The sequence below is a fragment of the Nocardia flavorosea NBRC 108225 genome (assembly GCF_001613385.1).
In the GTDB taxonomy this organism is placed as follows: domain Bacteria; phylum Actinomycetota; class Actinomycetes; order Mycobacteriales; family Mycobacteriaceae; genus Nocardia; species Nocardia flavorosea.
Genome location: NZ_BDCG01000003.1, coordinates 26,049 through 46,900 on the forward strand (window position 1 = coordinate 26,049; position 20,852 = coordinate 46,900).

19 protein-coding genes are annotated in these 20,852 nt (G+C 64.7%); 5 read left to right on the forward strand and 14 right to left on the reverse strand.

Annotated elements, in window-relative coordinates; genetic code table 11:
• Positions 1 to 24 precede the first annotated feature (24 nt).
• Positions 25 to 1,131, forward strand: a complete 1,107-nt coding sequence (locus NFL01S_RS03635; protein ID WP_062971484.1) for a site-specific integrase — start codon at positions 25 to 27, stop codon at positions 1,129 to 1,131.
• 148 nt (positions 1,132 to 1,279) lie between these two features.
• Here NFL01S_RS03635 and NFL01S_RS03640 read toward each other — a convergent pair whose 3' ends face one another.
• The 4 genes from NFL01S_RS03640 to NFL01S_RS03655 all read right to left on the reverse strand — a co-directional run bounded on the left by NFL01S_RS03640 (position 1,280) and on the right by NFL01S_RS03655 (position 6,072).
• Entirely contained in the window at positions 1,280 to 2,713 is a 1,434-nt protein-coding gene (locus tag NFL01S_RS03640; protein WP_168433978.1) for a HEAT repeat domain-containing protein, read from the reverse strand.
• A 316-nt stretch (positions 2,714 to 3,029) separates the two neighbouring features.
• Positions 3,030 to 3,461 carry a protein-tyrosine phosphatase family protein gene (locus NFL01S_RS03645; RefSeq protein WP_062971574.1) on the reverse strand — a complete coding sequence of 144 codons (432 nt, stop codon included), beginning with the start codon at positions 3,459 to 3,461 and terminating at the stop codon, positions 3,030 to 3,032.
• A gap of 116 nt (positions 3,462 to 3,577) precedes the next feature.
• Positions 3,578 to 5,269 (reverse strand): thiamine pyrophosphate-binding protein, encoded by a 1,692-nt coding sequence (locus tag NFL01S_RS03650; protein ID WP_062971488.1) that lies wholly within the window; start codon positions 5,267 to 5,269, stop codon positions 3,578 to 3,580.
• A complete protein-coding gene (locus NFL01S_RS03655) occupies positions 5,266 to 6,072 on the reverse strand; it encodes a cyclase family protein (protein ID WP_062971490.1) in 807 nt (268 codons plus the stop codon). The genes NFL01S_RS03650 and NFL01S_RS03655 overlap by 4 nt, the downstream gene beginning before the upstream one ends.
• Positions 6,073 to 6,240: 168 nt before the next feature.
• On the opposite strand from NFL01S_RS03655, the gene NFL01S_RS03660 reads away from it, so the two are divergent.
• The 4 genes from NFL01S_RS03660 (at position 6,241) to NFL01S_RS03675 (ending at position 9,936) form a co-directional block, all read left to right on the forward strand.
• Positions 6,241 to 7,596, forward strand: coding sequence for a DUF445 domain-containing protein (locus tag NFL01S_RS03660; RefSeq protein WP_062971492.1), 1,356 nt, complete (start codon positions 6,241 to 6,243; stop codon positions 7,594 to 7,596).
• Positions 7,597 to 7,661: 65 nt separating this feature from the next.
• Positions 7,662 to 8,465, forward strand: coding sequence for a TIGR03084 family metal-binding protein (locus NFL01S_RS03665; RefSeq protein WP_062971495.1), 804 nt, complete (start codon positions 7,662 to 7,664; stop codon positions 8,463 to 8,465).
• Between the two features lie 358 nt (positions 8,466 to 8,823).
• The gene (locus NFL01S_RS03670) at positions 8,824 to 9,297 is read left to right on the forward strand and encodes an SRPBCC family protein (protein WP_062971497.1); all 474 of its coding nucleotides are present in this window, start codon (positions 8,824 to 8,826) and stop codon (positions 9,295 to 9,297) included.
• 9 nt (positions 9,298 to 9,306) lie between these two features.
• The gene (locus tag NFL01S_RS03675) at positions 9,307 to 9,936 is read left to right on the forward strand and encodes a ribonuclease H family protein (protein WP_062971499.1); all 630 of its coding nucleotides are present in this window, start codon (positions 9,307 to 9,309) and stop codon (positions 9,934 to 9,936) included.
• A gap of 105 nt (positions 9,937 to 10,041) precedes the next feature.
• Here NFL01S_RS03675 and NFL01S_RS03680 read toward each other — a convergent pair whose 3' ends face one another.
• The 10 genes from NFL01S_RS03680 to NFL01S_RS03725 all read right to left on the reverse strand — a co-directional run bounded on the left by NFL01S_RS03680 (position 10,042) and on the right by NFL01S_RS03725 (position 20,474).
• Positions 10,042 to 10,689, reverse strand: coding sequence for a hypothetical protein (locus NFL01S_RS03680; protein WP_062971501.1), 648 nt, complete (start codon positions 10,687 to 10,689; stop codon positions 10,042 to 10,044).
• Positions 10,690 to 10,731: 42 nt separating this feature from the next.
• Entirely contained in the window at positions 10,732 to 11,679 is a 948-nt protein-coding gene (locus NFL01S_RS03685) for a prolipoprotein diacylglyceryl transferase (RefSeq protein ID WP_062971503.1), read from the reverse strand.
• 188 nt (positions 11,680 to 11,867) lie between these two features.
• Positions 11,868 to 13,028 (reverse strand): MlaD family protein, encoded by a 1,161-nt coding sequence (locus NFL01S_RS03690; RefSeq protein WP_062971505.1) that lies wholly within the window; start codon positions 13,026 to 13,028, stop codon positions 11,868 to 11,870.
• Positions 13,028 to 14,122 (reverse strand): MCE family protein, encoded by a 1,095-nt coding sequence (locus tag NFL01S_RS03695; protein WP_062971507.1) that lies wholly within the window; start codon positions 14,120 to 14,122, stop codon positions 13,028 to 13,030. The genes NFL01S_RS03690 and NFL01S_RS03695 overlap by 1 nt, the downstream gene beginning before the upstream one ends.
• On the reverse strand, positions 14,119 to 15,219 hold the full coding sequence (locus NFL01S_RS03700; RefSeq protein ID WP_062971509.1) for an MCE family protein: 1,101 nt from the start codon (positions 15,217 to 15,219) through the stop codon (positions 14,119 to 14,121). Before NFL01S_RS03700 ends, NFL01S_RS03695 begins: the two co-directional genes overlap by 4 nt.
• The gene (locus NFL01S_RS03705) at positions 15,216 to 16,214 is read right to left on the reverse strand and encodes an MCE family protein (protein WP_245670505.1); all 999 of its coding nucleotides are present in this window, start codon (positions 16,212 to 16,214) and stop codon (positions 15,216 to 15,218) included. Before NFL01S_RS03705 ends, NFL01S_RS03700 begins: the two co-directional genes overlap by 4 nt.
• On the reverse strand, positions 16,211 to 17,242 hold the full coding sequence (locus NFL01S_RS03710; RefSeq protein ID WP_033246614.1) for an MCE family protein: 1,032 nt from the start codon (positions 17,240 to 17,242) through the stop codon (positions 16,211 to 16,213). Before NFL01S_RS03710 ends, NFL01S_RS03705 begins: the two co-directional genes overlap by 4 nt.
• The gene (locus NFL01S_RS03715; protein WP_062971511.1) at positions 17,239 to 18,783 is read right to left on the reverse strand and encodes an MlaD family protein; all 1,545 of its coding nucleotides are present in this window, start codon (positions 18,781 to 18,783) and stop codon (positions 17,239 to 17,241) included. The genes NFL01S_RS03710 and NFL01S_RS03715 overlap by 4 nt, the downstream gene beginning before the upstream one ends.
• Before the next feature lie 4 nt (positions 18,784 to 18,787).
• Complete coding sequence (locus NFL01S_RS03720; protein ID WP_062971514.1) at positions 18,788 to 19,651, reverse strand: MlaE family ABC transporter permease; 864 nt, start codon at positions 19,649 to 19,651, stop codon at positions 18,788 to 18,790.
• A gap of 4 nt (positions 19,652 to 19,655) precedes the next feature.
• Entirely contained in the window at positions 19,656 to 20,474 is an 819-nt protein-coding gene (locus NFL01S_RS03725; RefSeq protein ID WP_081595859.1) for an MlaE family ABC transporter permease, read from the reverse strand.
• Positions 20,475 to 20,852 lie beyond the last annotated feature (378 nt).

A 20,852-nucleotide genomic window follows, 5' to 3' on the forward strand; every position in this document is an offset into this window, starting at 1 on the left:
ACCGGCCGCGCCGAGCAAGAAATCTTGGAACGACTGTTCGATATGGCCCAGGTCGGTCGCTGGAGCATCGAAACGCTGCGGCGCAGGGGCGACCAGTTGCGGCGCGTATTGGCCGCCAGCCCTGAGGACGAGCCGATCCTGCTCAGCCGGGTCCGCGCCGAACTCGGCAACGTCTGGCAGTCCCGGATCGCGGCCCGGGTGCTTGATCAGTGCGGCCGGCTGGTCGACGACACCGAGTCGCCGACACGGCAGTGGATCGACCGCCGGACCGCCACTCTCCCGTCGGGATTCCGTGATGACGTCCGGGCCTGGTTGTTGGTGCTGCACGAAGGTGAACAGCGGGCGCGGCCTCGGGCGACCGCGACGTTGCACGCCTACTTCAGCCGGGCGCTCCCGCCGCTGATCCAATGGGCGAGCACCCGATCGCACCTGCGCGAGGTCACCCATGCCGACGTGTCCGCGGTGCTGAACCGGCTGAGCGGGCACAAGCGGAACGGGACGTTCGTTGCGCTGCGCTCACTGTTCCGGTTCGCCAAACGGCACCGCCTGATCTTCGTTGACCCGACTCGTCGCTTGCGCGTTGGTGCGGCGCCGTCCCGAATGCTGCTGCCGATGACCGACGACCAGGTCGACGCGGTCACCGCCACGGCCGTGACGCCGATGCAGCGCGTCATCGTCGGCCTGGTCGCGGTCTATGCCGCCCGCGCGACGCCGCTGCGGAACCTCACCCTCGACGACGTCGACCTGCCGCGCCGGCGGATCCGGATCGGCGGAACCGTCCACCAGCTCACCGAGCTTACCCACGAAGTGTTGACGGACTGGCTGACCTACCGGCAACACCGATGGCCGGGCACCCCGAACCCGCATGTGATCGTCTCGACCGATTCCGTACTCGGAACTTCCCCGGTCACCGACCACCACCTGACCTGGCACCTGAGCCTGCTCGGCATCCAGCTCGAACACATCCGTGGTCACCGCGTTCTGCAAGAAGCACTGTCGACGAATTCTGATCCCTTGCACCTGTCGATCACGTTCGGGCTCAGCGCCAGGACTGCGGTCGGCTACGCCATGCTCGCCCGGCATCTCATGGAGCGGCCGGTGGAGGCACCTGACAGCCGTCCGGGCGACTAGGTTCTGTGTTGAAGTGAGGTGAGGTGAGGTGGGCCAAGTGGTCCGTTCTCAGTGCGTGTGTGTACAAAGTGATCGATTAGTGACGCGCGACCTGTGATCTATGAAGCCAGGTAGGAGATCGACCGCGATATCGCAATTGTTCGGATGGTCAGTCCCAGTCCCACCGGTGCCTGGTTCCGACTTCGCGCTTCTCGATGTTCTTCTCGCCGCTGGTGAGGTCGGCCGTGAGGTCGGCCGCAAGCTGTCTGACGTCGGCGTCGGGGTCATGTTCGACACGTGTGGCCAGGTAGGTGACGGTGGGGTGCCGGTCCGCTGCGTGCTGGGCGTCGTGCACGATCTCGACGAGTAGTTGTGCGCGGAGGTCGGGATCGGGATCGTCAGCGGAACGGCGGCGCATGAGGGCGGCAATATCCTCCCGGGTTGTCCAGAGGGCCAACGTTTCCCATGCCGCGCCGCGGACATTTCCGTGGGTGTCCGCGACAGCGCGGTCGCGCAGCAGTTCCAGATCGGGGGCGTCGTCCTGCCAATCGAGTCCTTTGACAGCGTGGGCGCGAACCTCCCAGGACGGGTCCACCACCGCCATGCGCCGCACCATCTCTTTAGTTTCGGGATCGTCGTGACCGCTTGCGGAGAGTTTGCACATCATCATGCGACGATCTCGATCGTCGGGATGGTGCTCGGCAATCCTGCGCAGCAGCGCGCGGACCTCGGGGTCGTCGGTGAAATGATCGAGGAGATACACCGCAAACCGGCGACTCTTGGCAAAGGGATCAGCCGCAACGTATTCCCGAAGTCCGCTGATCGCCTCGGGGTGGTCGGGCCACAGCACTCCTGGATTTCTGGGCCGCAGGGCTGTCCGCAGCGCTGCCTCACGCACGTCCGGATCATCGTCGGTGGTGACCCGCTCGTACAGCGCCTGAGCTATCGCAGTCGTGACTACAGTCCGGTATGTGCCCAAAGCGTCGACCGCGGCCGCGCGAACCTTGGCGTCGGGATCGCCGACTGCCTGTAGCGCGAGAACGAACGTGCCGGGGTCGGCACCGTCTTCCAGAGCGTTCATCGCCTCGTATCGCACTGCGGCCGAGCTGTCGCTCGTCAGACAATCGCGGATCGCGGTAAGCGTGTCGGGATGGTCTTTCCAGAACGTTCGCAAGGCCCACAGTGTCCGCATGCGCACGCCCGGGTCCTGCGATCTCACATCCTCATGCATCCAGGTCATCGCGTCGCCCGGCCGGAGTTCGATGAGGAATTCGGCCGCTGCTTTCGTGACCGAACGGTCCGGATCGGTCGTCACAACTCGCCTCAGTTCCACGCAGGTTTGCTCGTCTGGCCACCGGCTGACCAGGAGCTTCACCACACCCGTGCGATTGTGGGCAAAACCGTCGACATGAACGAGATCATGCAGCAGAGCACGGGTTTCTGGATCTTCCGGCCACCGGTCCACAAGGGTCTTGATCAGATTGCCGCGCACTACATCGTTGGTTTCCTCAACTGCACGGCGTCGTAGTTGGGCCGCTTCCTCATCCTGCCGCATGTTGCTTGATCTTAAGTTGCTCGATCTCGAGTTGCTCGCGCACGGCACCACTGGATTCTGCGTCGCAGTGAGGTGAGTGGGCCGAGATCGACAGGCTTGGGCCCACTGTCGCCGCCCGGCGGTTCGGCCCGACCGGCACCAATCGCGGCGGGTGCCGGCAGCGTGCTGATGGGCCCGCATGATCGTCGGAACCGGACGTCTTTCACACTGCCACAGCGCGAACCCGGATCGGTTCCCACTGAAGAAGCTTCACTCACGCTGAATACGCACGGATTATAGCGACAAGTTATCTGAGAATCTACAGAAGGAAGAAGGCAGAAGAGGAGGGACCGACCACCGAGCACGTCGGCCGGCGAGCGCGATATCAGTCGAAACGAGTGACGAATCGCTTCTGCCACGGCATCTCGACAGCCCTGGGCGAGTAGTGCTCTCGGATGTAGTCGACGGCTTCGGCGGCCGGTACCCCGTCGAGCACCGCGAGACAAGACATAGCCGTACCTGTACGTCCGAAGCCGCCCCCGCACGCAATCTCGACGCGCTCACCGTCAGAGCGCTCGAGCAATTCCCGCAGGACCGGGCCGAGTGCGCTGCGATCGGACGGCAACCAGAAATCTCGCCAACGCACCCACCGGCTCTCCCACTCGACCGGCGGCGGTTCACCGGATAGCAAGTACAGCCCGAATTGAGGGGTATCGCCTGATGGAAGGGGATTACGGAGCCCTCTGCCGCGCACAAGTCGCCCGGATGGCAGGCGCAACACTCCCGGAGCGGCCGGGTCCCAGGATCGATCGGACATCATGGCCCCTTCGTTGAACGGTTGTTTCGTCCAGGACGTACGGTGGACGGCCGACCCGACCGTCCGGCTGAGCACGGAGATCCTCCAAGATTCTGCGGTTGCGCGCTTCACCCTGATCAATGTCCGGCGAACGCCTCCGCCAACCACCAGGCCCCGCCGTCGCTGGTGATCTTCGCGTCGATCACCAGTGGGCGCGGCTGCCCGGCGTGGCGATACCCCTCGACCCATGCGCGGACCGGCGCCAGATCCTCGACCGAGCGAACAGTCACCCCGGCGGCACCGAAACCTCCGGCAATGGCCGCGATATCGGTCTCCGGGAACCGCACGGTGGTGTGATCGGCGTCGCCGAAATGATGAACCTCCGCACCGTAGGCGGAATCGTTGTACACGATCGCCACCAGCGGTAGGCCGGCGCGGACCGCGGTCTCCAGTTCGGCGATCGCCATCAGGAATCCGCCGTCACCGGCACCGAGCACCGGGAGCCGGTGGGGTTGCGCGAAGGCGGCGCCGATCGCCGTGTGCAGACCGAGGCCGATCGACTGGAAGGCCTGGGTGAAACAGAACCCGAGCTCGTCGGGGACCGACAGGTGGGTAGCCGGGTAACCCATGAAATTTCCCGAATCGATCGAGACGACCCGCTCCGGCGGGAGTATCTCGTCGAGCGCGATCGTCAGCACGCGGGGATCGATCCGGTCTGCCGTGGAACTGTCCACCACCGGAACGTCCTGCCAGCGAGACGATTTCGCGATAAGGTCCGCGGTGTTCGCGGTGCGGTAACCGATCGCGCCGGCAGAATCGGATGAACGCAGTTCGGCAAGAACATCCCGGGCCGTCGCGGCACAGTCTCCGAGCATCCCGAATTCGATCGGGCGGTGCGCGCCGAGAGCCTCGATATCGTCGTCGACCTGAACGATCCGGGTATCCGGACCGATCAGCCGGCCGTGACGCATGGTCCAGTTGTTCAGCGCGCAGCCCCAGCCGACGATCAGGTCGGCGCCGGTGATGAGCTCGGCGGTTGCCGGGGACGAGAAGCCGCCGGAAATACCCAGGGCGAATTCGTCGTCGATGAACAAGCCGTTCGCGACCGCCGACGTGGCGACGAGCGCACCGCAGGCCTTCGCCAGTTCGGCCAGGGCGGGCCCGGCATCGCGTGCGCCGCGTCCGGCGACGAACACCGGTCTCCGCGCGGCTCGCAGGATTTCGGCGAGCCGCGCCACCGAGTCTCCATCCGGCCGGACCCGCGCGGGTACCACCGCCGCTTCGACGGGCCCGGCCACCGAACACGCCGCTGCGGCGATATCGATCGCCACATTCAGCACCACGGTCCGCCGCTGCGTGACGGCGGTACGGAAGGCCCGCGTCACATCGGCGACCGCGGTCGCGGCGGAGTACACCCGGTCGCTCACCGCGCCCACACTGCGGACCAGCGCGTCCTGGTCGATCCGGAAGTTGGAGCGCAGCGCCGCGGCCGGACTGTCGGCGGTCAGGACGATCATCGGGGTGCGGCTCTTGGCAGCCTCGCCGATACCGGTCATCGCATTGGTCAATCCGCAGCCCTGGTGCAGCGAAACCACACCGACCCGCCCCGACATCCGCGTGTACGCGTCGGCCATGGTCGCGGCACCGCCCTCGTGACGTGTCGCGGTGTATGGCACCCCGCCCCGGCGCAGTGCCTCGGTGAGCACGAAGTTTCCGCTGCCCACGACACCGAAAACATGCCCTGCGCCCAGGTCGGCCAGTACGCGGCCCACCACGTCGGCGACAGTGGGACCGTATGTCGGCTCGCCCGAAGCGCCCGTTGCCGTCATTCGAGCGCACCGTCCGGATCGATCACGGCGAGCACCCGCGCCGGGCTGCCGGTACCGCCGACGATCGGCAACGGGGTCACCACCAGCATCGCGCCCACCGCCGGCAGCCGGCCGAGGTTGCGCAACGAGGTGATTCCGTACTTGTCGTTACCGAGGAAGTAGTGATGCACCGGGAAGGCCGGGTCGAACCCGCCGGCGAGCCCCGCGTCCACCCCCACGGTTTCCACCCCCAGCCCGATGATCTCACGTTCGGTGGCCAGCCACCGGGCACAGTCGACCGCCACACCGGGCGTATGGGATCCGGTGTCGTCGGTATTGAGGAATGCCGCCTCGGAATCGCCCCGGGATTCCCAGCCGGTGCGCAGCAACAGCCACGTACCCGCGGTGAGCCGGCCGTGAGTATCTTCCCAGGCCTCGACATCGGCGGCGGTGAGCAGGTAATCGGGGTCTGCCGCGACCTGCTCGGTCAGGTCGAGAACGGCCGCCCGGCCGATCAGCCGCCGCACGGGAATCTGCGATACGTCGTCGCCGTCGCGGCCGGTGATCCAGTGCACCGGTGCGTCGAGGTGGGTGCCCACGTGTTCCCCGGTGTGGATATTGTTGTGCCGCCAGAACGGCCCGGGTTCGTTGTAGGCGCTGACCTCCTCCAGGCTGAAATCGATCAGGTTGGCGAAGGGTGCGGGTAGGCGCAGCGCCGGGGTCGAACTGCTCAGCGCGGTGGTCAGGTCGACCACTTCCAGGTTTCCGGTGGTGACGGCGTCGAGGAAGGCCGACAGCGCGGCGGCGGCCTGAGGATCGGTCATAGGGGCACCTTATTCCGGTTTCACCGTGGTGCGGTGCTGGATCTCCACCGCCGGTCGCCGGCCGGGCAACGGCGCCCGGCGGCGGGGTGGGGGCCCTGATTGACACCCGGGACGGCCCGGTGACAATGTGATCATCGAATCCACAATCCGGCCCAAGGGGAGCGCGCGATGATCACACTCTCGTCCGGAGTGTTGATCGATTGGGAGGAACTCACCGGGCAGACCAAATTCGTGGTCGACCTGATCAGTTTTCCGATATTCAGCGCGGCGGCCGGCTGGTTCACCAACTGGACCGGTGTGGTGATGCTCTTCTGGCCGCTGCTGTTCCGCGGGGTCCGGATTCCGGGGCTCGCGGTGCTCTACCCCTATCTCCCGCGCCGGGTACAGGTGCTGCCCACATTTTCCGAGGACGGTTCCCGGCTCGGCTTCCAGGGTTTCATTCCGGCCCGAGCCGAGAAAATGGCCAGTATCTGTGTCGACAAGGCATTGATGCGGATCGGCAGTCCGCGGGATTTCATTCACGAACTCGATCTCGACGGTATCGCCGACTATGTCGCAGCACTGGCCGGTAAACAGGTCGAATCCATCGTGGACGAGGTGATGAACCGGGAGAACCCGGACCTGTGGAAGAGTCTGCCGCGGCCGATGCGTCAGCTCATCTACCAGCGGGTCGAGCGGGAGATGCCCGAACTGTGCGAGAAGGCGTTCACCTCGCTCGGCGACAATGTCGATCAGTTGATCGATATCAAGGGCTTCGTCATCCGCTACCTGCAGGACAACCCGCATATCCTCAAGGACCTCACCACGACCATTGCCGCTCCGGAGCTGAAATTCATGGTCCGGATCGGTTTGCTCGGTGCGCCGTTCGGATTGCTCCTCGCGTTGTATCTGCATATTCATCAGAACATTCCGGTATGGGGCTGGGTGCCCGCCTGGGTGATCGTCCTGCTGGTGACGGCACTCATCGGGGTGACGGTGAACATCGTCGCCATCCGGGTGGTGTTCACACCGGGTGATCCGCAACCGCGCTACAAATATTTGTGGAAACAGGCCCTGCTGGCGAAACGGCAGCCGCAGGCGGCCACCGATCTGGCGCATATTCTCGCCTATCAGGTATTGACCCTGCCGAATCTGTCCAACGAACTGTTGAACGGCCCGAACGGCGACAAGACCCGGCTGCTGCTGGAACAACTCATCTCCGACGAGATCCATCGGCAACTGGGGCGGACGACCTCGGTGGTGCGCGCCGCGTTCGGCCGCCGGCAGTTCGACAATCTGAAGGTGGGTGCGGCCGGTGCGGCCGTGGGGCTGGCACCGGCCCTGGTCGGGGATGCCGATTTCATCGGGGAGCAGGCCGAGAAGATCGACGAGTTCGCCGCGCGCAAACTCCAGCAGCTGACCCCCGGTGAGTTCATGGAGATGTTCTACGCATCGGTGGAGCAGGATGCCTGGCTGTTATATCTGCACGGTGCGGTACTCGGCCTGTTCGTGGGCGCGACCCACCTGCTGATCTTCGGCTGGTAGACAGCTCCGGAAAAATACAAGCACGCTTGCTTGTATTCGGCTCACGCCGCTGGAATGCTGGGCGTATGGCCGATCTGCACACCCTGCTCGACGACCTGGCCGCCGAGAGCGCCGAACTCGAGGCACTGGTCGAACCGCTTCCACCCGCGGAGTGGGCCCGCCCCACCCCGGCTACCGGCTGGACCATCGCCCATCAGATCGGCCACCTCGCCTGGACCGACGAAGTCGCCGGCTTGTCGGCATCCGACGCGCGAACCGGAGGCACGACCTTCACCGAGCTGCTGACCGAGGCCGCCGACCGGGTCGCCACCTTCGTCGACGATGCCGCGGCCGAAGCCGCCGATACACCGGTCCCCGATCTATTGCAACGCTGGCGCAACGGCCGGGCGACTTTGGACGCGGCGTTGCGCGCAGTGCCGGGCGACGCCAAGGTCGCCTGGTTCGGGCCGCCCATGCGGCCGGGTTCGATGGCCACCGCGCGGCTCATGGAAACGTGGGCCCATGGTCAAGATATCGCCGACGCCCTCGGTGCCCGGCGTGCACCGACGGATCGGCTACGCGCCGTCGCGCATATCGGGGTCCGCACCCGGGATTTCGCCTATGCGGTCCGGGACCTGCCGGTTCCGGCGGCGGAGTTCCGGGTCGAGCTCGTCGCACCGTCGGGCACGCTGTGGTCCTGGGGCCCGCCGGACGCGCAACAGCGGGTCACCGGACCAGCGCTCGATTTCTGCCTGCTGGTGACTCAGCGGCGCCATCCGGACGATCTGGCACTCGAGGCGACCGGCAGCGACGCCGCCCGGTGGCTGTCCATCGCACAGGCCTTCGCGGGGCCCCCCGGGGACGGGCGGAAGCCCGGAATGCACGTTTGACGGGGGCCGGCGAGCGCCGGACCAGGTTCCCGCGCAGCCGGACATCGTTGGCCGGGGTGCCTGCGCGCGGCAGTCGAGTACGGCGCTCGCCGGCTGCTGTTATGTACCCCTGACAGCACCCGCGAAAACCTGCGGCGCATCCGGCCCTCGGATCCGACGGCCGGTGTACCGGTGTGATGCTCGTCTCCGTGGAACGACCACTGGTCACACCAGGTTCGATGCCTACCTGCTCTGATACGATTTCGCCACGATTCAGCCATACATCACATATGTGCCGCGTGGCTATCGGTTCCCGGACTGCCGGAAATAAAGCGGAAGGCTATAGTATTTTTGTCGGGCAGCCGTGGAGGGAGGGCCCGTGGGCTTCATCAAGTACGCAAGCGATGTGACGGCGCCGATCACCGTGGCTTTCGCTTATGCAGACAATCCCCGGTCCATCACGGAGTGGCTGATGGGCGCAGAACACGTTTCGCTCCGGGGGAAGACCGATCGCGGGCTCGGCGCCCGGTACGGCATCCGATTCCGGTTCGGACTGTGGCGTCCGGTGCTGAACTGTGAGGTCACCGAGCACCGCCAGGATGCCGTGATCGGCTACACCCTGGCCGGTGGACCGCTCACCGCCTGTCTGACACTACGTTTCGATCCACTCGGCCGCGGGCGATCCGTACTCACTTCCGAGCTCGACTACACGGGCTCACGAGGTTTCGCGGCCCCTTTGCGCGACCGTCCACGCAGGGCGCTGCTGCGCACCGCGCTGCGCCGCAGCGAATCACGATTGCGCGCTGCCATCGAAGAACTGCACGGTACAGATCTTGTCGGCCGACTTGCGTAGGGTACTGCCATGATCATCGTGAGTACCGACGGTTCATGCCTGCGAAACCCCGGCGGGGCCATCGGCTGGGCATGGGTCGATCATGCGGGTGGCGCCGAAAGTGGCGGCGCGGCAACGGGTACCAACCAGATAGCGGAGTTACGCGCGGTCCTCGAGGCCATCCGGTCCCACCCCGGCTCCGACCCCCTGCTGATCGAGAGCGATTCGCTCTACGCGATCAAATGCGCATCCGAGTGGCTACCCAACTGGCGTAACAACGGCTGGCGCACCTCCACCGGCGGTGCGGTGAAGAATATCGAACTCATCCGCGATATCGACCACGCCATCGCCGGCCGGCCGGGCCCGGTACGGTTCCGCTGGGTGCGCGGACATGTGGGCAACTACTTCAACGAACAGGCCGACGCGCTGGCCGGCGCGGCCGCGCGCAAGGCAGCGGCGACAGCTCCGCGCGACAACCGCTCCACCACCGGCGCCCGTCCGGCCATCAGCGAGAAAACCACCATGAGTGCGACCACCGGTGACCCGGCCGGTCCACACCCGGTACTCGAAACCTCCGCAGCAGCAGGGAAGGCTGCGGAACCGGCGGCCGGCCCGGCCGCCGACTACGCGACAACAGCGCAGGCACTGCACCTGTTCTGAATCAGATGCGGCGCCCGCGCTGTTGTCGTCGTGGTATGGATATTTGGATACCACCCGAATAGCCTCCGGCGGTGGTGGCTCGACCCACCGCCGGAGGCGCCCAAATCAGTTGCCCGGCAGCGGTGCCGGAGCCGGCCCGCCTTCCGGGGCCGCGGGCGCGGGACCTTCCGGTGCAGGCGCACCCGGAGCCGCCTGGGCCTGATCGCCGCCCACACCCGCCAACATGGCCAGATCCCACTGGTTGACGATCCAGCGGTCGCCGTCCTTCTCCAGGCCCGCGACCACCGCGATATCCTGCCGCTTCGGTTCGGGTGTCACGGCATTCGTCTTCATCATGCCGATATTTACCAGGACCTTGGCGCTTTCCTCGTCACCGGATTGGAAACCGCAGGATGCTTCGTCGACCCAGGATTTCACCTTGGATTCGGTGAGCAACTGGCGCAGCACATCCCAGTTCTGCTCCACCGAACCCACCACGTCAGCGGTGGCGCCGTCCTTCATCGCCCGCATGAAACCGTCGAGGTCACCTTCGAAATCGTAGGTGTTGGTGGCCCGGGCGAACTCACAGGCCGTCCGGGTGGATTCGTCCTGCGCGGCGAGTTCACCGTTGTTCTGCTGGTAGGCACGGAAATACAGCACCCCAGCGGCGACCAGCGCCACCAGCACCACGCCGGTGACGAAGGCGATCACCACCGGGAGCAACCCGGAATTGCCGTCGGTGTCCTGCGCTGCCGCGGTCTCGTTCTTCGCCATAGCTCTTCGAGTCCTAACTTCTGATTCGTCTCGCGGCTGCCGCTACTGCTGCATCATCGGCGTATCGAAATTCGCCACCATCCAGCGACCGTCGACCTTCTCCATATCGACATCGGCCGCCACCTTGACCCGGCCCGGCGCCTGCTGCTGCGGGCCGCCGACGGTGGTGAACTGCTGGTCGATCACCACCACCACACGCGCCTTGTCGCCGTCCCCGGACTCGTAACCGCACTGCACTTCGGCCGCGGTGGAGTTCACCTGGGTCTCGGCGAAACGAGCCTTCAGGTCGGGACCGATCTGCGAAACCAGTTTCTTCCATTCGCCGGTCGCGTTCTGATCCAGCCGTGATACGTAGTCGTCGGCCTTGTCGCCGGTATAGGTGGCGAAACTGTTGCCGAAATCGCAGGCGGCCTTGGTGGCCGCGGCACGCCGGTCCAGTTCGGTCTGACGATCATTGGCGAGGTAGAAGAACACACCGACCGCGACCAGCGCACCGATCAGCAGTACGGCCGCTCCGGCCAGCACCGGCAGCGGGAACCGTGCGCGCCGGCCGGAAGACTTCTCGGCTGCGGCGCCGGTTTCCGGTTCGCCGGCAGCGGACTGCTGAACCGACTTTGCGGTCTCCTCGCTCCCCGGCTCGGCCGAATTCCCGGCCGCGGATTTTCCGAGCGCAACCGCCGGTTCCGCGGCGACCGATTCTTTGCCCGGAACCACCGTCTCATCGGGATCGGCCGGCTCGTTCTTTCCGTCGCGGGCCGAGTCCGTGCGGTCGATCTTCGCCGTGGCATCCGCGTCGGCTGGTTTGTCGGCCTTCACCGTCGCATCGGCATCGGCAGGCTTCTCGGCCTTCACCGTGGTGTCCGAATCGGCGGACTCGCCGGCTGCCCGATCCGCGGGTTCACTCGAATCAGCGGAATCTGCCGTCACGGCGCTGTCCGCCGACGAACTGCCGGAGCTGGTGGTGTGCTCAGCCGCGTCGTCCGCGGGCACACCAGTGCCTTCCGGCTCCAAAGGGTCGGAGCTGGGTTTTTTCGAGGACATCTGTACTGATCACACCTTCCCGGCGCATCTCTGCGGACGCGCCGTAATCTACCGGCCGGAAAACCAGCGCCGGGTGTGGCGGGCATCTCTGCGAGAGTATGCACCGTCGCACCCGGCACCGGTCGACCGGTCTCCTACTACCGCACGGGCGGCAGCGTACGTTCATTCGGATCCACACCCGGCGGAATGTGTGCGCCGTTGTTCGGCACGTTCGGCCGCGGTGCGTTGGCCGCGCCGCGGATCTGCTGGCCGGGTCCGGGGTTATCGCAGTAATTCCACTTCGGCAGCGTGCCGTCCTGGACGACCTGGGTTTTCACCGGAGTGGACTGGTACTGGCAGTAGGGCCGGAACCAGATATCGAGCATGGCGTGGAATTCGTTGTCGTGGGCCGGTACGCCCAATGCCGCGCCACCGAGTTCGAGCGCGGGGAACAGCGCCGCCAGCGCCGGCTGACGCAATTGCGCCGCACGGGTGACGGCGACGAAATTGTTCAGCAGTGTGGTGATCGGATCGCTGGTGGCGTCCAGGGTCGCGGTAACGCTGGCGAACTGTCCGGGGGTCTGGTCCAGCACCTTTACCAGTTCGGCATTCGCCTTGTTGAACTGGTCGAACAGTACCTGCGAGTTCGCCGTCAGCGTGCCCAGGTCCGGCTGGGCCTGGGAGGTAGTGGCCGCAATCGTTCGCAGATTCGCGATCAGATTCGTGGTCTGCGGCAGCAGATTCTCCAGCCCGGCCGAAACCAGGCTGACGCCTTCGATCAGCGAACGCAGCTGATCGGGCCCACCGCTGAGCGCGATATCGAGCTCGTTCAGAATCACCGAGAAATGCTCCGGATTCACCTGCGCGATCAGATCGCTGGAGTTTTCCAGGACCGCGGAGATCGGCACCGGAGTGCTGACCCGCTCGGGGTCGAAGGTGATTTCCGAACCGTCGGTCAGAAACGGCCCCTGATTCCCGGCGGGCCGGAAATCGATGTACTGCTCGCCGGCACCGGACAGGGCCTGCACCGCGACCTTCGTATCCACCGGGATATCCCATTTGGATTCGATCTCGGCTTCGGCCTGGATTCCGGCGCCGTTGTCGACGAGTTCGAGACGGCTCACCTCGCCGACCCGGTAGCCGCGCAGCGTGACATCGTTACCTTCTTGCAGGCCGCCGGAGCGGTCCAGGTTCACGATGACGGTGTAGGTGCTGCGCAGTGGGTTCACCCGCATGACGTTGACCATCAGATAGGTGCCGCCGATGAGCAGCGCGAGGACGATGCCGAGATTCGACCACAGCATCTTGTTCTTCAGCATCACTGGCCTCCCACGCGCTGCTGGACGACCTGGAGGATCTGGATCAGGCTGCCCGCGAAATCCTGTAGATCGCGCACGTCGTAGAAATGGCTGGTGCCGGGTGCGGTGAGCATCGCGATATCGAGATTGGTGACATTGACATAGGCGGCGAGGCTGCTGCCGCGGAAGGTGGCATCCACGGGACCGCGCAGTTCGTGCAGGATATCCATCAGCGCACCGAACTTGTCCCCGGTGGCCGCGAGCGCCGCCATCAGGCTGTTCAGACTGTCGAGGGTACCCGCCAGATCGCCGCCGGAAGTGTTGGCGTAATCCCCGAGCGCGGCGCTCGTGGTGGAGATCTTGCTCAGCAGATCACCCAGCGCCCGGTTGTTCTCGGCGACCGCGCCGATCATATCCGGCAGCGTATCGGCGACCTGCCCGAGTTCGTTGCGGCGGCTTTCGAGAGTGCCGGCCAGTACGCTGAATTCGCCGAGCACGCTGTCGATGCGCGCGGAGTTCGCGTTGATACTGGAAACCACGCCGGTGATCTCGTTGACCAGATGGACAAGCTGGTCACTGCGCCCGCCGACAATGGAATCCAGCTCGGTACCCAGCCGGGTGAGGTGGGCGATACCGCCGCCGTTGAACATCAGCGATACCGACAGCAGCAGTTCCTCCACCGTGGCGCCGGCCGAGGTCTGCTCGATGGGCAGGGTGTCGCCGTCCTCGAGCAGGGCGGTCCCGGGTTCGGTCTGCGGTTTGGCGACCGCGATGAAGACATCGCCGAGCGGGGTCGCCTGGCGCAGTTCGGCGGTGGTCCCGATCGGGAGTTCGATATCCTTGCGAATCTCCATATCGACGATCGCCTGGAAATTCTTGGTCTCGATATTGGTGACCACGCCGACATCGGAACCGCCGACCTTCACTTTGGCCTGGTCGGGCAGATTCAGCGCATTGTCGAATACGGCCCGCAGGCCGAGGGTTTCCCCACTCGCGCCGGGCTTCGGCAGCGGAATATCCTCCACCGTCAGGCCACAGCCGGAGGCCAGCGCCACCGTACCGGCCGCCACGAGGACGGCTACGGTACGGCGGGCGCGTCGGATTGTTCGTATCATTTTGTCAGTCCCAGCAGTGCGGCGGTGAGTCCGAAGTCTGGTCCGAAGTCTTCGGGCCGGCCGGTCCGGCAGCCGTCGGATTTCATCTGAATCCGTTCGCAGAACAGGCTCACGATTTCCCCGCCCGCGAGGTTGGTGCCGATCAGGGCGTGCAGCCGGACGTAGCCCTGCTCGTAGTTCATCGAGCGGTGGATGTTCTGCAGCAACAGCGGCGCGACATCGACCACTTCGGTGACACCGTGCGAGTTCTGCCGCAACTGTTCGATCACGGTGTTCATCCGGGTCAGCGTGTCCACCAGCTGATCCTGATGCTGTCCGAAGACCGAACTGGTGTTGTTCAGGAAGTCGTAGAGCTGCTGCAACGTGGCCTGCAGACCGGGCGCCTGCTCGGCCAGCATGGTCGTCATCTGGGTGGCCTGATTGCTGAAATCGCGCACGGCCTGGTCGTTCTCGGCCAGCATCGTGGTCAGCTCGTTGAGCTTGGTGATGATATTGGCGATGGCGCCCTTGTTGTCGACACCGACCTTCAGCGCACTGGACAGCGCGTTGAGCGTGTCGCGCATCTTCCCGCCCTGACCGTTGAGCATCGGGTACAGCACCCGGCCCGACAGCGGACCGACACCTTCCTGACCCTCCTGGGGCTTCAGTGCGTCGGCGAACTGGTCGATGGTTTTGAGCATGGTGTCCAGTTCCACCGGCACATCGGTTTTCTCCAGCGGCAGGTGGTCGCCGTCGGAGAGTGTGTCGCCCTCGACATAGCGCGGCGTGAACTCGATATGGCGGTTGGTGACGATGGACGGGGAGATCACCACGGCCTTGGCGGATTTCGGGATCTCCACATCACCGTCGATGCTCATATGGACTTCCACGAGATCGCCGTGCGGGATGATCTTGTCGACCTTGCCGACCTCCAGCCCGAGCACGGTGATCGGGTTGCCCTCGTACATCCCGGCGATGTTCTCGAAATCCGCGGTGATCTTCATATCGCCGCCGACCACGCTGTTCACCATCGAACAGCTGCCCAACGCCAGCGCCGACGCGCCGATTACCAGCGCTTTCGCGGTCTTCTTCACGAGGTCGATGTTCAACGGATTCATCCCTGGCACCCCTCGGCAACTTGGGCGAAGCACAACCAGTTGTCCGGGAACAACCACGGGATACCGACCTCGGCGTAGTTGCCGTTACCCCAGGCATTGGTCAGGTACCGCACCGACGGCGGCATGATCGACAGCAACCGGTCGAGGTTGTCCTTGTTCTTCTGCAGGCCTGCGGCCATGGTGTTCAGCTGGTCGAGGGTGGTGCTGAACTGGTTGTTGTTCTGCGCACCGATCGCCTGCAGCTGTGCGGTCAGGGTGGCCACGTTGTCCAGCAGGGTCCGCAGCAGTTGCTGGCGTTCCACCACCCGCGAGGCGATGGCCTCACCCTGGGTGATGATCAGCAGGGCACTGTTGCGATTGTCGGCCAGGATGGTGGTCACCCGGTCGAGGTCCTTCAGCAGCTGCTCGACATCGTCCTTGCGGCTGTCGATCACCTTGGCCAGGGCACCGATGCTGTCCAGCGACTGGGCGACCAGCTCCGGGGAACCCTCCAGCTGTTCGTTGAACAGGTTCAGCGATTCCGCGAGTTTGCCCGGGTCGAGCTCCTGGAATTCCGGAGTGCCCTTGTCGACCACATCGGCGAGATCGTAGGGGACCGCGGTATTGGTCTTCGGGATGCGCTTGTCGGGCAGGCCCGTACCGTCCCCTGGTTGCAGGTCGACGTAGCGGGCGCCGAGCAGGGTGGCCATCTTGATCGCCGCCCGCGCATCGGGTCCGAGTTCCACATCATTGGACACCTGGAGGGTGAGCAGGACGTGGTCGCCCTCGAGTTCGGCCGCCGACACCCGGCCCATCGGCACACCGGCCACATTGACCTTGTCGCCGACGGAGATACCCGCGGATTGGACGAACTCGGCCTTGATCGACTGCTCGCCGATACCGAGGTTGCGGAAGCCACTGGACACCAGAACCAGTACGGCGACCACGATGACGCCGATGATGCCGAGCCCGAAGTAGCGGTTGTTGTTGAACCAGGTTTTGAATTTGGTCATCATGGCCGGCACACCGCCGATTGCGAATTGCCGCCGATCTGCGAGAACAGACCGCGGGGGAACAGGACTCCGTACAGCGAGACATCCAGCCGGCAGATATACGCGTTCGCGTAGGCGCCTTCGGAGGTGAATCGTCCCGCGTCGGCGAGGATGGCGGGCAGGTCGATCGCGGCCTGGTCCAGTTTGGCGCCGTTGGCCAGGAACAGGGTCAAAGCGTCACGTGTCGAATTCTGGACCGCCTCCAGCTTGGGCTGGATATTGCCCACCATCCCGACGAGCGCGGTGGTGGCACCCGCAATCTGCTCGGTCGAGGAGAGCAGCGACTGGCCCTGCTCGTACAGGCCGCCGATCAGCGCCCTCGTCTGGGTTATCAGCGTCTCCAATTCACCCCCTCGTTTGGCCAGGCCCGCCATCACACCACTGAGGTTGGTGATCACATCGCTGAGAATGGCATCACGCCGCTGGAAATCGGTGGCCATGGTGGCCGCCTGGGTGATGAAAGAACTCAACGAGACCCGATCGCCCTGTAGGGCGAGGACGAAGGTCTCCGAGAGCCGATTCACCTGTTCGGGTTCGAGTACCTCGAACAGCGGCTGGAACCCGTTGAGCAACGCCGAGATATCGAAGGACGGCTCGGTCCGGTCGACAGGAATGGTGGCGTCCTCTGCCAGCTGGGACGCATCCCCGCCGGATCCCGGAGCCAGGGCCACATAGCGCTGGCCGATCAGGTTCTGGTATCGCACCAGCGCTTTGGTGTTACCGAACAGGGTCTGATCGTCTTGGACGATGAAGCTGACCTTGGCTTGTGACTCGCCGGTCAGTTCGATCTTCTCGACCTTCCCCACGCGCACGCCCGCCATCCGGACATCGTCGCCCTCACGCAGACCCAGCACATCGGTGAAGACCGCGGAATACGATTTCGTACCCCCGTCCACCGTGCGTGCCAGCGTATTCCACACCAGCACGGTGACCAGCACCGATACCAGCGCGAACAGGCCGAAGCCGATCAGCGGTTTCCGGACCCCCTTCACGCGGACGCCTCCTCGGTCACTCGCAAGGTTCCGCCTTCGAGAATCGAACTCAACATCAGGTACTCCACTGAGGTCGGCCGCCGGCCGAGCAGTGCCGCCACCGCCGCATCGCCCTCGTAGGAGGCGATCGGCCGGGCCGCGGGAGCGGCACCGTTGCCGTTGTCCGCCGCCGGCGCGGCCGCACCGGGTTCGGCCGGCGGGGCCGGCGGCTGATCGCCGGGCTGGGCAGCCGGCGCGGGGGCCGGTGCGCCGGGCAGGCCCGGAAGTTGCGGCAGACCCTGCGGGAACAACCCCTCCAGCGGCGTACCGGCGAACGGGTTGTTCGCAGGCGGTGCGGCCGGGGCAGGAACACCGACCTCGGTGGTGACGCCGGGGATCGGCGGCAGACCGGGGATCGGCGGCAGCACGGGCAGGCCGTCGGCAGCGGGCAGCCGGCGCGGCTTCATCTGCTCGGGCAGGTAGCCGGGATCGGCCACGGCCGGCGCGGTGAAGCAACTCGGTCCGGCCAGATCACCGTAGCGGGGGCAGTCCGCGACGGTGTTCGGATTGAACGGAGTGAAGGTAACTCCGGCGTTCCACACCATCTGCTGCTGCGGACCCCAGGTGAACGTCGTACGCAGGGCACGCGCCGAAGTGTTCAGGTTGCTGATCGCATTCGTGATGGCAGCCGGGTTCGAAGCCAGCGCACCGAAGGTCTGGTTCAAGCCGACGGTGAGCTCTTTGCCGGTATTCGGATTCCGCGCGAACAGATCGTTGACCTGGTCCACCATGCTGCCGGCACCGGTGATCACATCGACCAGTTGTTCGCGCCGGTCGGCGATGGTCCTCGCCGTCTGCACCGAGGAGGCCAGGACGTCCATCAGTTCCGGTGCCGACTCGTTGAGCGCATGCGCCGAATTCGCGAAATCCTGGAGGAAGACGCCGAGATCCGGGATTGATTCGTCCACCGAGGTCAGCCAGTGGTCGATCCGCTCGATGGTCGATCCGGGCACCCGGCCACTGCCGTCGAGGGCATAGGACAGGGTGCCCAGGACCCGGCCGAACTGCATCGGGTCGATCCGGTCGAGGATGTTCTGGACCGTGGTCAGTGTGTCCTGCAGGGCGATGGTGCCCTGGCTCTTGTCCTCCGGGATCTCCGAGCCCTCTTCGAGATGGGCCTCGGCGGGACCGTTGTAGAGGAACTCCACGGACGTAACGGCGAACAGGTTGCTGGGCACCACTCGGGCGGTGACATTCGCCGGAATCTGCTCGACGAACTCGGGCTTCAGCTCGATATTCACCTGCTGGAGTTCGCCCTGGGCGGCCACCGACACCGTTTCGACCGCACCCACCAGGACACCGCGGAACTTCACATCCGCTTTCTGCGGCAGTCCGTCGCCGGTGGTGGTCAGGTTCGCGGTGACCCGCACCTTCTCCACGAAATAGCCCTGGTAACGAGCCATCAGGAAGCCGAGCACCACGGCGAAGACAACCAGGCCGCATATGCCGGCGATGAGCAATTGCTTCGTCGTGGGCCCGCGCCCACTCGGATCGATGATCATTGCGCTACCCCGAGATCCTGATACCGGGGTCGACACCCCAGATGGCCAAGGTCATGAAGAGGTCGACGAAAACGACCACGATGATGCACATCTTGATCGCGCGACCGGCCGCCACACCGACACCCTCGGGGCCACCGGAAGCGAAAAAGCCGTAGTAGCACTGGATGAACGTGGTGATAGCGACGAAGAGTATTGCTTTGAGCAGCGAATACAGGACATCCGTCGGGATCAGGAACTGATAGAAGTAATGCTGGTACGTTCCGCTGGCGGTATCGCCGATCACCTGCACCGTGAGGGAGCAGGAGATATAGGCCATCGCGAGGCCGAGGCAGTACAGCGGCAGGATGGTGATCATCGCGGCGATCATCCGGGTACTGACCAGGTAGGGCAGTGGCCGGATCGCAATCGATTCCAGCGCATCGATCTCTTCGGAGATCCGCATGGCGCCGAGTTGTGCGGTGAATCGACAGCCCGCCTGGGCGGCGAAAGCCAGCGCGGCGAGCAGGGGCCCCAGTTCACGCGTCGTACCGAATGCGGAGATCGCGCCGGTCAGCGGGCTCAGGCCGAGCAGGTCGAGCGAGGTGTAGCCCTGCAGACCGACCGTGATCCCACCGAACGCGCTCAGAATGAGCACCACGCCGATGGTTCCGCCACCGACGATGAGGTTTCCGTTACCCCAGGTGACATCGGACAGCAGCCGCCATACTTCCTTTGGATACTGCTTGAACGCCAGCGGCATGGAACCGATGGACCGCAGGAAGAAGAAAACCTGGTGTCCGAGGCGCGCAAGCATATCGACGGGAGCGCCGACCGCTTTTCGCAGCTGCTGAAGAGGTTTCAGCAGCGGAGGTACATAGGTTGCGGACACCGGTTCACACCACCTGAGGCGGGAACAAGGTGTTGTACACCTGGGTGAAGATCACATTCACTCCGAACAACATCACCGCGGACATGACAACGGCGGTATTCACCGAGTTGGCGACACCACCCGGACCACCGCGGGTATTCAATCCGGTATCACAGGCGATGATTGCCGCGAGCAGACCGAACAACAGCGATTTCAGCAGAGCGACAGCCAGATCGAGCGAAATTGCGAACGATGCGAAGGTCGAGATATACGAACCCGGGGTGCCGCCCTGAACGAAAATATTGAAAATGTAGCCGGTCAAGAATCCGACGAAGACAACGAAACCACAGAGGAGCACGCTGACCACCATTGCCGCGCCGAGACGCGGCGCGACCAGTCGGCGCAGCGGATCGACACCCATGACTTTCATGGCATCGATTTCCTCTCGGATGGTTCGGGATCCGAGATCGGCGCAGATGGCCGAACCGACTGCGCCGGCGATCATCAAAACGGTGACCAGTGGCGCACCCTGTTGAATGATGCCCAGGCCGTTGGCCGCACCGATGAACGAGGTCGCACCGACCTGCTGCGCAACCGATCCGACCTGGATGGATACGATGACGCCGATCGGAATAGCGACCAGCAGAGTGGGCGCCGCGGCCACATTGGCCATGAAGGCGCACTGCCGGATGAACTCCGCGAGCGGGAAACGGCCGCGGAAGATACTGACCACGAGCTCGGTTACGGCCTCGACACCCATCGTCATCTGGCGGCCGAGGGTCTCCAAAGAACGTCTGGGGTGGTCGCGCCAATAGTCCCGCGTCCACTCGACCGCTCCGCTCAACCGAGAACCTGTTGGTGGACTCTTGGTCGACTGCACTGACTAACCCCTCTCGACGTCGGTTACCTACCCCGACGACTGGTTTGCTTGAGGCACCTTACTACGTAGTAGTGCGGAACACACCATAGACGCGTGAGCGCTGTCACAGACGTTCATCACTCCGTGGCGTGACCATCGAGTTATCCAGCACTTCTTGGTACGTATCCCAACGCGTGTTCCGCGATTCTGGAAGAACCTACAGCTGACCGGCGGATAAAGCGCGCCAGAGACATAGATCGGCAGAGAATGCCCGTTCACATAAATAACGGACGATTTTCCTGAAAATTACCGATTCGCGGCAACATGGAGATTCGACCGTTACTCGACGCGCGTAGCCGGAAC

Bases quoted from the DNA above. Each gene is read 5' to 3' on its own strand.
- NFL01S_RS03645 (WP_062971574.1), bottom strand. From the start codon at position 3,461: ATGTCCGATCGATCCTGGGACCCGGCCGCTCCGGGAGTGTTGCGCCTG.
- NFL01S_RS03650 (WP_062971488.1), bottom strand. From the start codon at position 5,269: ATGACGGCAACGGGCGCTTCGGGCGAGCCGACATACGGTCCCACTGTC.
- NFL01S_RS03655 (WP_062971490.1), bottom strand. From the start codon at position 6,072: ATGACCGATCCTCAGGCCGCCGCCGCGCTGTCGGCCTTCCTCGACGCC.
- NFL01S_RS03660 (WP_062971492.1), top strand. From the start codon at position 6,241: ATGATCACACTCTCGTCCGGAGTGTTGATCGATTGGGAGGAACTCACC.
- NFL01S_RS03665 (WP_062971495.1), top strand. From the start codon at position 7,662: ATGGCCGATCTGCACACCCTGCTCGACGACCTGGCCGCCGAGAGCGCC.
- NFL01S_RS03675 (WP_062971499.1), top strand. From the start codon at position 9,307: ATGATCATCGTGAGTACCGACGGTTCATGCCTGCGAAACCCCGGCGGG.
- NFL01S_RS03680 (WP_062971501.1), bottom strand. From the start codon at position 10,689: ATGGCGAAGAACGAGACCGCGGCAGCGCAGGACACCGACGGCAATTCC.
- NFL01S_RS03690 (WP_062971505.1), bottom strand. From the start codon at position 13,028: ATGCTGAAGAACAAGATGCTGTGGTCGAATCTCGGCATCGTCCTCGCG.
- NFL01S_RS03695 (WP_062971507.1), bottom strand. From the start codon at position 14,122: ATGATACGAACAATCCGACGCGCCCGCCGTACCGTAGCCGTCCTCGTG.
- NFL01S_RS03700 (WP_062971509.1), bottom strand. From the start codon at position 15,219: ATGAATCCGTTGAACATCGACCTCGTGAAGAAGACCGCGAAAGCGCTG.
- NFL01S_RS03705 (WP_245670505.1), bottom strand. From the start codon at position 16,214: ATGATGACCAAATTCAAAACCTGGTTCAACAACAACCGCTACTTCGGG.
- NFL01S_RS03715 (WP_062971511.1), bottom strand. From the start codon at position 18,783: ATGATCATCGATCCGAGTGGGCGCGGGCCCACGACGAAGCAATTGCTC.